The sequence below is a fragment of the Paraburkholderia phytofirmans OLGA172 genome (genome assembly GCF_001634365.1).
Classification (GTDB): Bacteria; Pseudomonadota; Gammaproteobacteria; order Burkholderiales; family Burkholderiaceae; genus Paraburkholderia.
The window spans coordinates 73741-86117 of record NZ_CP014581.1; the positions used below are offsets into that span (position 1 = coordinate 73741).

Annotated in this window: 16 protein-coding genes and 1 pseudogene; 3 read left to right on the top strand and 14 right to left on the bottom strand. The window is 58.8% G+C overall.

Going from position 1 to position 12377, the window contains the following annotated elements; genetic code table 11:
* Nucleotides 1–55: 55 nt before the first annotated feature.
* The 14 genes and pseudogenes from AYM40_RS37340 to AYM40_RS37405 all read right to left on the bottom strand — a co-directional run.
* Nucleotides 56–529 (bottom strand): annotated as a pseudogene (locus AYM40_RS37340) (hypothetical protein); the annotation flags it as partial.
* On the bottom strand, nt 526–1863 hold the full coding sequence (locus AYM40_RS37345; RefSeq protein WP_063501198.1) for a TraB/VirB10 family protein: 1338 nt from the start codon (nt 1861–1863) through the stop codon (nt 526–528). The pseudogene AYM40_RS37340 and the gene AYM40_RS37345, both read right to left, overlap by 4 nt.
* Nucleotides 1864–1865: 2 nt before the next feature.
* Complete coding sequence (locus AYM40_RS37350) at nt 1866–2816, bottom strand: TraK domain-containing protein (protein WP_236721160.1); 951 nt, start codon at nt 2814–2816, stop codon at nt 1866–1868.
* Nucleotides 2813–3412 (bottom strand): TraE/TraK family type IV conjugative transfer system protein, encoded by a 600-nt coding sequence (locus tag AYM40_RS37355; RefSeq protein ID WP_063501199.1) that lies wholly within the window; start codon nt 3410–3412, stop codon nt 2813–2815. Before AYM40_RS37355 ends, AYM40_RS37350 begins: the two co-directional genes overlap by 4 nt.
* 12 nt (nt 3413–3424) lie before the next feature.
* Nucleotides 3425–3787 carry a hypothetical protein gene (locus AYM40_RS37360; RefSeq protein ID WP_062085477.1) on the bottom strand — a complete coding sequence of 121 codons (363 nt, stop codon included), beginning with the start codon at nt 3785–3787 and terminating at the stop codon, nt 3425–3427.
* Nucleotides 3777–4247: a hypothetical protein gene (locus AYM40_RS37365; protein ID WP_063501200.1), complete on the bottom strand. Its 471-nt coding sequence runs from the start codon at nt 4245–4247 to the stop codon at nt 3777–3779. Before AYM40_RS37365 ends, AYM40_RS37360 begins: the two co-directional genes overlap by 11 nt.
* A gap of 35 nt (nt 4248–4282) precedes the next feature.
* Nucleotides 4283–4783: a TrbC family F-type conjugative pilus assembly protein gene (locus tag AYM40_RS37370; RefSeq protein WP_063501201.1), complete on the bottom strand. Its 501-nt coding sequence runs from the start codon at nt 4781–4783 to the stop codon at nt 4283–4285.
* Between the two features lie 10 nt (nt 4784–4793).
* A complete protein-coding gene (locus tag AYM40_RS37375) occupies nt 4794–5819 on the bottom strand; it encodes a TraU family protein (RefSeq protein ID WP_231937095.1) in 1026 nt (341 codons plus the stop codon).
* Nucleotides 5816–6484, bottom strand: coding sequence for a hypothetical protein (locus AYM40_RS37380; RefSeq protein ID WP_062085474.1), 669 nt, complete (start codon nt 6482–6484; stop codon nt 5816–5818). The genes AYM40_RS37375 and AYM40_RS37380 overlap by 4 nt, the downstream gene beginning before the upstream one ends.
* Nucleotides 6481–7002 carry a lytic transglycosylase domain-containing protein gene (locus AYM40_RS37385; RefSeq protein ID WP_062085473.1) on the bottom strand — a complete coding sequence of 174 codons (522 nt, stop codon included), beginning with the start codon at nt 7000–7002 and terminating at the stop codon, nt 6481–6483. The genes AYM40_RS37380 and AYM40_RS37385 overlap by 4 nt, the downstream gene beginning before the upstream one ends.
* On the bottom strand, nt 7002–7259 hold the full coding sequence (locus tag AYM40_RS37390; protein ID WP_062085472.1) for a hypothetical protein: 258 nt from the start codon (nt 7257–7259) through the stop codon (nt 7002–7004). The genes AYM40_RS37385 and AYM40_RS37390 overlap by 1 nt, the downstream gene beginning before the upstream one ends.
* On the bottom strand, nt 7256–8032 hold the full coding sequence (locus AYM40_RS37395) for a DsbC family protein (RefSeq protein ID WP_063501202.1): 777 nt from the start codon (nt 8030–8032) through the stop codon (nt 7256–7258). The genes AYM40_RS37390 and AYM40_RS37395 overlap by 4 nt, the downstream gene beginning before the upstream one ends.
* Before the next feature lie 7 nt (nt 8033–8039).
* Nucleotides 8040–8300: a hypothetical protein gene (locus tag AYM40_RS37400; protein WP_062085469.1), complete on the bottom strand. Its 261-nt coding sequence runs from the start codon at nt 8298–8300 to the stop codon at nt 8040–8042.
* A gap of 147 nt (nt 8301–8447) precedes the next feature.
* On the bottom strand, nt 8448–8780 hold the full coding sequence (locus AYM40_RS37405; protein WP_063501203.1) for a DUF5658 family protein: 333 nt from the start codon (nt 8778–8780) through the stop codon (nt 8448–8450).
* A gap of 410 nt (nt 8781–9190) precedes the next feature.
* Between AYM40_RS37405 and AYM40_RS37410 the strand changes: the two genes are divergently transcribed.
* The 3 genes from AYM40_RS37410 to AYM40_RS43160 all read left to right on the top strand — a co-directional run bounded on the left by AYM40_RS37410 (nt 9191) and on the right by AYM40_RS43160 (nt 12354).
* Nucleotides 9191–10459 carry a KfrB domain-containing protein gene (locus tag AYM40_RS37410; protein ID WP_148662468.1) on the top strand — a complete coding sequence of 423 codons (1269 nt, stop codon included), beginning with the start codon at nt 9191–9193 and terminating at the stop codon, nt 10457–10459.
* 70 nt (nt 10460–10529) lie between these two features.
* Nucleotides 10530–11741, top strand: a complete 1212-nt coding sequence (locus tag AYM40_RS37415) for a DUF1173 domain-containing protein (protein ID WP_063501204.1) — start codon at nt 10530–10532, stop codon at nt 11739–11741.
* 79 nt (nt 11742–11820) lie between these two features.
* Entirely contained in the window at nt 11821–12354 is a 534-nt protein-coding gene (locus tag AYM40_RS43160; protein ID WP_062085463.1) for a hypothetical protein, read from the top strand.
* Nucleotides 12355–12377: the final 23 nt, after the last annotated feature.

Genomic DNA, 12377 nt, shown 5'->3' on the forward strand with positions numbered 1-12377 from the left:
TGCCTTGCGTGCCGCCGGCGGGATTGCCGCCATCGAATCCAGCCCAACGGGTCGGCACGATCTCTTTGTAGACGGTCATGTCGCTGGTCAACATGTCGCTGTCGTCAACGAAGTGCTTGATCCACGTTCGCTGTACGACCGGGCCTTGGCGAACCGGGGCTCCGTCTTGCGGCGCGGGATCGGCGCCGCCGAGTAGCGGAAGCGAACCTGAACCCATGACGAGTGCTTCGCCACCACCGGACTTCATGCCCGTATGCGACTTGTCGCCCACGGGGGCGATCTCGGTGTCCTTGTCGTACTGGCTGAACTTCAGCTCGGCGTCGAACCGGCTGTCGGGGAGTTCTCCGTTCGTGGAAGACTCCACGGCCTTGAAGCTGTGGCAGTACTTACTGCTGGGGTCTTGCTTGCGGTTGCAGTCGTACGAGTTCGACCCAATCGGGTTAAAGGCTGTCGAACAGCCGGAGAGCGCCACGAGCAGGCAAGCGGCCACTGTTGCGGTCAGGATGTTGGAACGGCGTATCTGCTTCATTGGTCAGTGTCCTTCTTTGGGGTCCGCTTCTTCAGTACGATGTCTTCCTTCAGGATCCACGTCACACGCGTGCCCGCGGTAACCTCCACGACGGGGAAGGTCTCTTTGGCGAAATTGAGGTAAAACTGCGAAAGCTCGGTTGCGGCGTGGTTAATGCCTTGCCCAACTGCAGTGCCGGCCAGATAGCTCGGGCTCGGATAGGTGAAGCTCTGTTCCGAACCGCTGCCAACATTGGTGTTATACGAAGGCACCGAGCTGGGTGAGAGTGCTGAGCCGAGACCGGCGGCCACGCCGGTTAGCGCCGCCTGCATCAGCATGGCCCCCTGTTTGTTGACCACTTTGCCAGCGAGACCGAGGGTGCCGTCCACATCGAGCGCGTACGCCTTCATCGGCGCTTCGTAGACATCGCCGTTCTTGAAAATGCAGCTAATGTGGTCCGCAATGCCGTACGCCCGCTCGGCGCTCAGAACAGCTGTGGCGGAACCACCGATGAAGCAGTTTTCGAGATCTGATGCCTTCCAGGAATTAGGCATGATCGCAACGCCCTTCACGCGCGAAACGAACGGTGCGCCGACGTCGATCGCCGAGGTCACGCTGCCGACCGCTCCACCACTCGATCCGCTCGGGCGAGCGTTGATGCCAGAGAGCATGACTGCCTCAACGCCCGTGTACATCGGTAGAACGAGATCGGGGCGACGGTTGGCATCGTCAGCCGACGACATTTTTTGGACCGGATCAGAGACCATCATCGGACGTGCCGGCGCTACGGGCACAGGCGGGTCCATCGGTGCGGCGGCTCCGTCCGGCGAACCGGCCCCGGCTTTGCCAGCACGCGACCCGGGCTGGTCGAAGCTCACAGATGCGGGCAGATCCTTGCCAAGGCCGTTGTTCGATGCTGTGTCGGCGCCGCTTGCCGCAGCAGGAGCCGCGGCGTTCGTTGGCTGGCTGACGACACGCACGTATCCCGTCGAACCGCCACCCGCGTTGCCCGTGCCTTGTCCGCGCTGCAATGCCGCCACCTGCTGCTTGAGCGAATCGATCTGCGTCGTCAGATCCTCCAGCCCCTGATTCCGCGGAGACGTAGGCAGAACGCTGATGTTCTGGTTAAACCCCGGTTGCTGCGGTGCAGGCGTGCCGGGAGTGGCTGCAGTCGCCGGCACTACCTGCGCGGGCAATGCGGCAGCGGTCGAAGGTGCAGGGGCCTGATGGATAATGCGCTGATAGATGATGAAGGCCGTACCGATGACGGTAACGCCGATCAGCAGGTAGCGGAACTTGGGATCCATGTCGTCCCATTCCTGCCGCTTCTGCACAATGAATGATGGCATTTCCATGCTTACTGTTCCTCACGCTTGCGGGCAAGCACAATGACTTTCGTTCTCTCGCCGGGCTGCAGGAGCGGCTTGGGGAAAATCGAAACGGCAAGCACGTTCGCCCCGTCGAATTCCTGCTCCCTCAGAAGCGCACGGGATTGCCCTGGATTGCGAACGCTGTAGACGAAGATATCGCCGTCGCGATCGCTATAACGTTCGTCAACGGTGACAGCCAGGCCATCCATGGCGATAGGCGGCAGATTCACGTCGACCTGTGAATATCCGTCCGGTGCATGGCCGAGCGCGATCGTCGCCATGACGTCCTGCACGTGGCTGATGTAGTCGCTGCTGCTCGATGCCGGCTTCCGATGTCCGGACACAATTCCGGTGTCGTCCGTCACGATCACGGTCTGGCCCGGAATGTCTTTCGGAACCAGCTCGAGGCCGAGCGTCGGGCCACCGTCCGGCGGCTCGATGAACAACTGCCGCGCCTGCGCCGGCAACTGCGGCCAGTACACGTAGATGTTGTTACTTGCCGGGCGGTGATCGACCTTCACATCGCTGGTTTGAACGATATAAGGGTTCTTGAATGGCAACTGGATGCGGTTGGGCTCGTTGATGCTCATGTAAACGGTCTGCGAGCCGCCGTTTGTCCATGCGATCCTTCGCGCCTTGGTCGGATCGAGCACGTCCATGCTCTCACCGGGCACCTTGAGCACGCCCGGCAGATCGATCTCTTTCGGCGCGGTCGCTTTCACCGCAATGCTAGGATCGACGGCGAGCGGGTCACGCGCCTTCTGGTGGACTGTATGCACGACCTTGCGCTTGACATCGGCACTCTTGGGTGCGGTCGGGGCCGGTTGGCCAAAATCAACAGCGGCGGGGGCACTGTCTGCTTGGGCAGCGCCGGCAACTGAAAGGCCGATCGACGCGGTTAGCAGCGCGGCCAGATAACGGTTCGTTGTCTGCATCATTTCTTTTGTTGCGCCTGGATCCAAGTTGAGTTGTGCACCCTGTCACCGGAGTAGGAGGTGACGTCGTCGAAGATCATCTGGTAGTTGGCGAAATGCACCGGATATTCGAAAACGTAGGGCTCGGAGGTATCTTTCGCGGCATTGACCGTATGTAGCTCTCCCTTCACGAAGACCCGGCCAAGCTTCTGGTCAGCCTCAAAACCCCGAAGAATGAAGTAGTAACTGCCGAGTTCGTGCTGCGAGCTGAGCAACGCGACCTTGTTATCGATCGCCTGACTGACTTTGGTGAAACAGGCCGGCGACAGAAACGGCTGAACGAACTTCTTCACGCTATCGCCATTGCTCGGATTGATTGACGCCAGCGCATTCGTAACGGCGTACGCGTATGCCTGCATCGCGCCGGCGTCCATACCATTTCGTTCGATCTTCGCGCCGTCCGGCATGCCGGGAACCTGATTGATAACAACGTCAGACTGGAAGAAAGACTTTGCGGCGATGAGCAACGCCGCGATGGCAATGCACATCACGGCGGTGATCAGCTTGTTGTTGTCCTTGCGCAGTTCGGCGACGGACTTGTTTCGATTTGGAAGATCCATATAACTTTCCTCTTACTCCCCGTCAGGAAGGATTCGTTTGAGCAGCCGTTTAGAGCCGGGATTGATCACTTTCGAGTCTCCGACGTACACCGTGCGCTGCGAGTTGAAGCCCTTGGAGTATTTGGCAAGACCGAACCTGAAAAGGAACACCGTTACGAAGCCTGGAAGACGCGAACTGCGCCATTCCAGATACTTGCGGTTCGCGTGATAGCCGACGAAGGGAATCCCGAGGTATGCGCCCGTTCCGTAGAACCGGCCAGCGACCAGGGCGACAAAGACACTGATGATCAGGATGTAGGTGTCCTGAAACTCGACGCCTAGAAACGCGCTTTCCGCACCGCCGTACTTGGGAATATGGAATGACCTATTCGACACGAGAGTCTCCGGCGCTCCAGCAGACGAGATGATCCTTCCAGTCGGCCGAGCTGGCGAACGGCAGCTGCGGCACGCAGGTCTTGTCTCCCATCAGGACCACTTTGGGCCAGTTCAGCTTCGGTTGCGCATGAAAACGCACGTGGCGCAGACGGGCTCGGTTGCGAGCTGCAGCGGCAATCTGATCGGCGCGCACCTGAGAGAGCGCAGCTTCTTCCTCGGCGCTGAAAAGATCGTAGGTCTGCCGGGCCGGCTTCCCGACCATGAAACGCATCGAGCGACGGCCATCCTCGACGGGCTTGGATGAATACACGTACATACCACCGTTCGCGGGCTGGACCGTGGCCGCCCCTGCGGCGTATGGTCCGTGCGTAACGAAGGTGACCCCGTCATTCGGCAGTGCTGCGAAAGCGCTTGCGGGCAGTGCGGCACAGATCCAGATGAGTAATTTGTGTTTGTTCATATCTTTATTTTAATCACTAGATGAACTGACCACAATTAATATTTGTCGCCGTATGCAGCGTAATAGACACGCTTTGCATAGTCGCTTGCGGAAATGAGTTTTGAGTCCTGCGCGAAGAACTTCAGGGCCTGTGCGAGGCTCATTTCGCCGGAGACTTTCGAGTATTCGCCCGGGTTATCGCTGCTGCCGTGACCGACCACGAAAGTCGGCGCGGCAGTTACGCCATAGCGCTTCGTGAGATTCGGATCGATGATCCAGCGTGCGGGCTGCTTGCCGCAGCAAACCGCGTTGACGTCGGCCGCGAACTTTTGCGTCGAGGTCAGCGTGTTGCCGGGGCCGCCAAAGCCGGTCAGCACGATGACGGCGTGGGCCTGGCTTGCCTCACGGGCGAGTTCAAGCACAGTCTCTCGCGGCATTTGCGTCGAAATGAAGATGAACGTGTTCCAGCGGGCCGTCATTGCGTCCACGAGCGGAGTATCAGCGTGCGTGCCCATTGAGGCGGCAGCGAGTGCGAGAAATGCGAACAGCTTTTTCATGCGTGTGCCTTTATTGGATGGTCGTGGTTGCGCAGCAGTCCTTGCGCTGGAAGACGAAGTAGCCGTAATCCTTGTCCTGCGGCCGCGACGCGCCAATCTCCTGAAAGGCCAACGGTCGACCGATCGGCGTACACATGTTGTCCGGGAACGGGAAGGTTCGATTGGTCTTGTATTGGCGCTTGTCCATGATGAGCTGCGGGACGCCGAGCGCACCGCAGGAGTCCAGCGCATCCTGCCCCGCCGATGTCTGCTGTGCGCCTGCTGCATGAAGCTTGGCGAAGATGCGGGCCACCATCAGGTGAGAGACTTGTTCCTGCGTGTTGGCGACCGCCACATTGCCATCCAGCGGATACATTGGCCCCCAGGCGCCGGCTACCCAGAAAAGGACTTCCATGGGAAACCCAAAGGTTGCGGAAATGGCGTCGGGCAGTTCTGCCGCTACGCTCGCCACCCCGGCGAACGGATATGCGTAGGGAGTGAGCATTAGCGACAGGGCGTCATCGTTCCACGTAGGATCGGCCCAGCTGAGGAACGGCACGTCGAACGAGCGGCTGTCCAGACATGGGTTGTTGACCACCACGCCGAGCGCAGACATTACGGGGTTTATGTATTCGTTGACCTGCATGAAGGCGGCTTTTCGCTTGCCCCCTAGTGGCGCGGTCGTGAAGTTCTCGCTTCCGTATTCAGCCGAGTTGTATGGTGTGTCAATGTCGATCCCGCCGAGGAGTGGCATACAGCCCGGCTTGGTCGTCGTGTCGACCATGTACCGCGGCTCCCAAAAAGAGACCGGCGTACCGATTGCAAGGTTGTTAGCGCAAATACAGATCGGCGACCCGCTCACCCCCGTATCGTAGTCATCGCCCGACACGCCAAGATTGATGAACCCTCCCATGATCGAGATCGGGAAAATGCAGTCGTAACAAACGTCGGTAATCAGGTTGGGAAAGCTGCCGTTACAGATCTCCTGGGCTTGTGCGCCACCAGAGAGCCCGAAGCCGACAACGAGGGCAAACCAAAGACGGATCAGATATTTCAATTTGAGGCTCCCATGCCAAACTGGATCGCGAGCTTGTCGCCCTGCTGGAACAGCGCGGCCGGCACGCTGTTGATCTCGACGCCGTAGAGTTTCGAGAGGGTGCTGATGATCATCTTTCGCTGGTCAAAGTAAAACGGCACACCCATACCGCCATGCCACGGAACGTTGCGGTACTTGATCCGCATGAGGTACGGCGAGCCAGCGGTCAGAACGATTTTCAGAGGCTCTGACTCGCTGCGCTTGATCGCATACTCGACTTGTCGGGGATCGTTGCCGTCAATAAACAGCAACCCGTACGTCAGCGGCATGATCTTCAGCGGCTCGACAACGGTGCCGCGCTTGACAATCACGCGCCCGTTCTGGTCCTTGTAGTCTTCCGGAATCGCGAACTGCAGCGCACGCAGCTCGGCGTGCGCCGTGTAGTCCGTCTTGATACCGAGAGACGGCGGATTCTTGATCGCGGCAATCGTGCGGTCGCGATAGGTCTTCCAGAACTGGTCCATTTCACCGCTTGCCTTCTTGCGGCGCATCACGTCCTTGATCTGGTCCGCGGCGTCGCGGTCGAGCGCATAGGTCTGCGCCTTGACCCCGAGGTCTTCCGCGCGTGCTCCGCCGGCGACTGCCGAGACGGCGAGCGCGACTGCAATCAGAATTCGTTGTTTCATTGCTGCACCACCATCGTTGGTCTTTCTGGTTCTACTCGGACAGCGCCGCGGGAGACGCGGGCTGTGGCGGATTTGGTCGGCGCGGGATTTGTGATGCGGTCGTACGCCTGTTGCACCAGTTGGGCGTAACCGATCCGGGCCTGCTCCTTGTCGGCCGCCATCCCAGCGCCGTATGCGCCAACTGCTCGCCACGTATTGCCGTACATCCGGACGAAATCAGACAAGAGGAACGCGCCTACATTGATGTTCGTGCAGGCGTCGTACAGGTCGCGCTCGTAGATGCCGTACTTCTTCAGCCAGTTCAGATGAAACGGCATGATCTGCATCTCTCCGATCGCATACGTCTTCGTGTTCGTCACGTACGGCCTGTAGTTCGACTCGACCCTTGCGATCGCGCGCAGCAGGTTGACGTTCAGGTGCCGACGTTGCGCAGCATGGGCAAAACACTCGTCAGTGTCCGCCCGTGCTGCGTTGCTTGCGATTAGTAATACTAAAAGAGGCGCAATAAAGCGAATCATCACGAATAACGACGCAGGCCGCCCTGCGCGAATTTTCTGACGAGGGCAAACACACCGAGAACGATCTCAATCATCACCGCGGCGAACACGACGTAAAAAGACATCGCTATGATCAGCGGACCCATCGCCCCCATCTCACCTGCCGTGTACATCATGAAAACCGCCGTGGCAATGAGCGTGACCACGCCGGCGTGGAGGACCGAGTGCTGGCCACGCACGGCCAGCCGCGAAAGCAGTCGGGTAAGAAGGTTCTTCATTTGGAGGCCGTCGCGATGTTGGCGTGAGACTTTGCGAGTTGCGCCTCGATTCGTTCAGCCGGGGCCGCGCCGGGGATTAGCGTGCCGTCTTCGAAGACCAGCGCGGGCGTGCCATTCAGATGCCACTTTTCGCCGAACGCGAGATTGCGGGCGATCGGGTTGTCGCACACCGGTTGTTCCGGTTGTTTGTGTTGATGGAGATAGTCGTGCCATGCAGGCAGCAGCGCATCGGCTTTGACCAACTGCGCCATGTTTTGGTAGTCGTGCCACGCCTGTACGCGGTCAGCCTGACACCAGATCGCTTCGGCAACGCCCGGAGCGTTCGGGTGTAGCTGGGCGAGCGGAAAGGGGAAGATGTAGATCGTGACGTCGGTCAGCTTGGTCAGGCTGCCTTCGAGCATCCGGCAGTAAGGGCAATCCGGATCGGAGAACACGTAGAGGTGCCGGGAGCCGCTGCCGAACTTGATTGCGTCCTTGGTGTCGAGCTGCGAGACGTCGATCTTGGGACGGTTCGCTTCTTCGAGGTCGTTCGTGATGGAGTGGTTGGTCTTCAGGTCGATGACGTTGCCAGAAATCAGGACCGACATGTCGTCGCGGACGAAGAAAACCTCGCTGCCTTTGACGACGGACCAGAACCCCGGAAACGCCTTTTCGATCTTCGCGCCCTGAGCGGCAGGGAATCGTTTGACCAGATCATCGGGAAACCCTGCGTGAGCCAACAGGGTGTAACCGGCAAAAATCAGTGCTGCAGATGCTTTGACAAAGAAGCGCATGAATCCTCTAAGTAGGGTGAGAGCGCCTCATGAGGCGGATCGTCACCTCTGGCAGCTCGGGTTTGTAATGCAGGATGAACTCAATGAGCGGGTTCACATTTGCCCATGTGCGTACGCGATTACGCTGCGTGTACAGGGTGTGCTCGACATTGGATCGGTTAAAAACGGTGAGAAGGACATAGCCCGTCTCTGCTTCTTCGATTACGAAATTCTTGATCGTTCCGGCCGCAGCTGCGTCCTTCAGATCCTGTTCAACAATGGCGGTCATTTTTCGCTCCCGGTTGCTAGATCCCGAAATGATACCGAAGCGAGCCAGCACGCCGGGCGTTTCTCCTTTGCAGTGCCGAGAGGGGAGCCTTACGAGTCAGGTCAGAGCAATGATACACATCTCAACCTCAAAATATCAATATTGATGTTATGAGGCGTAGTTATTGACGACCACCGCGCTGTAGACCAGCGCCGACACGCACAGGCAGACCGTGAACTCGAAGTCGTACAGGCCCTTGTGTTTGCGCCAGTAGAGGAATCCCACGAAAAGGATGGCGATGAAGAACAGCTTGACGATGGAAATCACGAGCGCGAAGCCCATCCACTGACTGAGCCAGTTCAAAAGCTTGTTCGTCTCGAAGCGCCCCCTGGAGGCGATGAGAGTGCTATGCCAGTCCAGCACTTGAAGAACCGCAACTGCGCCGAGAAGGATCGGCGTGCGGTTCCCTAAAACCGTTTTTAGAGATTGGTCTCGTGTCATTTTGCCCCCGTATAGGCTGCGCCGAGTTCTTAACTTGTATCATGCGCGGTAGTGAGTATAATTTAATTTTCAATGAGTTGCATTACCTGACGCAGCCTTACCACAACGAAATTTTCGCAAATGCGGTCAGAAATATGCATCCGCGATTTCACAGGTTCGTAAGACCTCTTGCGAGCCCGATCAGCTGGCCGAAATGTGTGTCGATACGCGGGGAGTCTCGCAACTTCTGCCAATGGAAGCCACAAATTCGCAAGAGTTGAGCGGCGCTGTCCGTTCGCTTTGAGCGCGGATAGTTGGCGAGTTCGTGCGGCGGATCGGGTGTTTGCCTTGAAGGAAAGAGCAGCTTTTAAAATCGGTGTTGTATTGAAGAAGTCCCGCCATTAAGTGGTCTCAATGACCGGAGTGTGCCTATGCAGCTTGAAAATATTCGGTATGTGAATTTCGATGAACCGGATAGACGCCTTGTGCAGGAGAAAGCGATTGAATCGGCGCAGGCCGAACCGGAAAAATACATCGAGGCATACCGGCAGGATGCTCGGTCTTTCGATGGTCGGTATGTCGCTGCGGATCTGTTCAAGGAGACGTTTCCGGAGTTCAGCGCGTCCCGTGAATCGCGCAACCGCTACAACAATCCGGTTCACAACACGGCTGCGGTGCTTTCTTCCGGCCTGTTCGCGGAGAATCTGCAGGGCAATCGTGAATCAGGGCGCGACGTCGTCTACTTTCTGACCGGGTCACCAGGCGCGGGCAAGACGTCGATGGTGCTGAAGGAGAATGCTCTGCCGGCGGACGCGCACATGATTTTTGAGGGGCAGATGTCAACGTTTGCGACCAGCGTCGACAAGATCCAGCAAGCGATTGACGCCGGGTTCATCCCTCATATCATCGTGGTTCACGCGCGCTCGGAGAACGCACTGGACAACACGCTTCGGCGGTTCTACGAGGAAGGACGCGGCTCGAGCGTCGCGACGATCGCCAAGATTCAGGGTGGCTTGCCGGTGTCACTGGAGCAACTTGGCGCATACTTTGGGAATAACCTGCTGCTGGACATCATCGACGTCCGCGATCGGGCAAATCCGGTCAATCTGCAGGGATTCGACAACATCAATGTTCTGAAATCAGAGGGTACCCATGAACACATCCAGCAACGACTCGAAGCCCGAGTCGAGCAATACCGTGAAGCCGGACGAATCAACGACGACGCCTACCGGCAAGCCCTTGGACTCGCACCGAGAGATCGCCTCGCAGTGGATCAACAGCGCGATGAAAGGCATCAAGGAGATGCACGAGAACGAGGAAGCACGCCAGGACGTCGCGAAGAGGCTGTTCTAGCAGCAGATCGCCCCGCCGAGGCCGGACAGGCACAGTCTGCGCAGACGCGGTTACGGATTACCGAGGCGAGCCAGGTACGCGCGAGCGTGGCGGGCAAGGTCGTGGAAGTCACGGACACCCACGTCCTGGTGCAGACAGGTCGAACGGACGCCGTGCGCTTCACGCGGGCTCAATTGAGTGGCGAGGTGCATGTAGGCAAGAGCGTCGAACTCGAATACCGGGCGAACGAGCGCAAGCAGACGCCGGAGCAGACCCGACAGCAACAATCGACGCAGCAGCTCGATCAGAGCCGTCAGCGTGACACCACGCAACAGAACACGCAGAAGCGGTCGATAGATGGGCTATGAATCCGGTGAGGCGGGCCCGCCGGAGTCACCAGAGGCCCACGGATAACGGCAACACTACGGGGAAGTGGAGATGCACCAATATTCGATCGACGGGAAGATATATACCGAGGATGACCAGGGCCTGCAGGCAGCGCTGGGCCGCGTACACCACACGAAGATCCGGCCGCTGTGCCTGTGTGTGAGGCCGGGGGCACCGATGTATGTCTCTAAGGTCTCCGGGCACTTCCAGATCAAGCGGATGCCCGAGTCAGGCGCAGAACACTCAGCGGACTGCGACTCGTACGAGCCGCCCGCCGAATTGAGCGGCCTGGGCGAGGTGATGGGACACGCGATCAAGGAGGACACCGAGGAGGGCAAGACCATGCTCAAACTCGACTTTGCCCTCAACAAGATTGCGGGGCGGGCGCCGCCCGCCCCGTCCGATTCGGAGCCCGGCAGCGTCAAGGCGGATAGCTCCAAGCTGACGATCAGGTCACTGCTGCATTTCCTGTGGGACGCCTCGCACCTGACACACTGGAACCCGGGCATGGGTGGTAAGCGCAGCTGGGCGACGGTTCACAAGTACCTGACGCGCGCAGCGCAGGGAAAATTCACCAAGGGCTTGCACCTGCCAACCACACTCTATGTGCCGGAGCCCTTCTATGTGGACAGGAAAGACGAAATCACGCAGCGACGGAAGGCCTTCATCGCGGCTGCCGAGCAGTCGGACCGACCCGGTCAGAAGCTTTTTATTGTGATCGGCGAAGTCAAGGAAGTCACTGCGGCCCGGTATGGCAAAAAGATGGTCCTGAAGCAGGTTCCGGACTTCTTTTTCATGATCAGCGAGGATCTGAACAAGAAGCTGAAGGTATTCAAGGATGAGGTCAGCCTGTGGAATGCGTTTCCAGAGATCCACCTGGTGACGATCGCAACTTTTAGCGTCGATCGAACCGGTGTGGCGCAGATTGAGGAAATGGCACTCATGGTGATGACGGAGCAGTGGATCCCTTTTACGAACGTCGACGAAAAGAACCTCATCGAGTCGTTGATCGGCTCGCAACGGAGGTTTGTGAAGGGGCTGCGATACAATCTGGCCGCTTCGAAGCCGCTTGCCAGTGTCATCCTGAGCGACACGCAGGGCAAGCACACGGCGATGTATCTGGTGCCGTCGAACGCGTCAGAGGACTATATGATGGCCCTGAACGATCTGACGGATAAGAGCGATCTGGAGCACGTGCGTTGGATCGCAGGCGACATCATGCCTGCAATCCCGCCCGCTGCCGCGCCCTCACGCGCCGCGTAATGGTCGAGATAGCAGTCTTTCGCATGCGAAAGACTGTCCTACCCTGTCTCAGTCCTCTTGCGGTTGACTCGCATTTCCGGTGATCCACTTCCCAGCTCTTGACCATGTTGCGATTCGCCCGATCGCGGCCTACCTCACGCCGGCAGTTCTCGGCGCGCTTCTGCTTGCTCGGTGCGCGCGGGGCAACGCTCTGTTCGCCCTCATCGCCCTGCCCGGCACGCTCGCCCATGAGCTTCTGCACTTCCTGGTTGGATTCGTGACACTTGCGCGGCCGGTGAGCCTGTCGGTGTGGCCACAACGCACACAGGGCGGCTCATACGTGCTGGGTGAAGTCCTGTTTGAGAATCTGCGTTGGTGGAACGCAGCGCCCGCAAGCCTTGCCCCTATGCTTGGCTATGCCATAGCGGCGGCGGTCGCGATGATGCGCCTGCGAAGCGGCTACACGTTCTCGTCGTGGGACCTGGCCGTATGGGTAGCTCTCGCGCAGCTGATCTTCGCAGCGTGGCCGTCGACGGTGGACTGGCGTCTCTCCCTGAAATCATGGCCGCTGTTGCTCACCGCGTTCGGAGCTTTATGGCTTCACTACTATTCCCACGGTCTTGCACCCGGTTAGTCCGGGCATGGATGCAAAAGGGG

Bases quoted from the DNA above. Each gene is read 5' to 3' on its own strand.
- AYM40_RS37345 (WP_063501198.1), bottom strand. From the start codon at position 1,863: ATGGAAATGCCATCATTCATTGTGCAGAAGCGGCAGGAATGGGACGAC.
- AYM40_RS37350 (WP_236721160.1), bottom strand. From the start codon at position 2,816: ATGATGCAGACAACGAACCGTTATCTGGCCGCGCTGCTAACCGCGTCG.
- AYM40_RS37355 (WP_063501199.1), bottom strand. From the start codon at position 3,412: ATGGATCTTCCAAATCGAAACAAGTCCGTCGCCGAACTGCGCAAGGAC.
- AYM40_RS37365 (WP_063501200.1), bottom strand. From the start codon at position 4,247: ATGAACAAACACAAATTACTCATCTGGATCTGTGCCGCACTGCCCGCA.
- AYM40_RS37370 (WP_063501201.1), bottom strand. From the start codon at position 4,783: ATGAAAAAGCTGTTCGCATTTCTCGCACTCGCTGCCGCCTCAATGGGC.
- AYM40_RS37380 (WP_062085474.1), bottom strand. From the start codon at position 6,484: ATGAAACAACGAATTCTGATTGCAGTCGCGCTCGCCGTCTCGGCAGTC.
- AYM40_RS37385 (WP_062085473.1), bottom strand. From the start codon at position 7,002: ATGATTCGCTTTATTGCGCCTCTTTTAGTATTACTAATCGCAAGCAAC.
- AYM40_RS37390 (WP_062085472.1), bottom strand. From the start codon at position 7,259: ATGAAGAACCTTCTTACCCGACTGCTTTCGCGGCTGGCCGTGCGTGGC.
- AYM40_RS37395 (WP_063501202.1), bottom strand. From the start codon at position 8,032: ATGCGCTTCTTTGTCAAAGCATCTGCAGCACTGATTTTTGCCGGTTAC.
- AYM40_RS37400 (WP_062085469.1), bottom strand. From the start codon at position 8,300: ATGACCGCCATTGTTGAACAGGATCTGAAGGACGCAGCTGCGGCCGGA.
- AYM40_RS37405 (WP_063501203.1), bottom strand. From the start codon at position 8,780: ATGACACGAGACCAATCTCTAAAAACGGTTTTAGGGAACCGCACGCCG.
- AYM40_RS37410 (WP_148662468.1), top strand. From the start codon at position 9,191: ATGCAGCTTGAAAATATTCGGTATGTGAATTTCGATGAACCGGATAGA.
- AYM40_RS37415 (WP_063501204.1), top strand. From the start codon at position 10,530: ATGCACCAATATTCGATCGACGGGAAGATATATACCGAGGATGACCAG.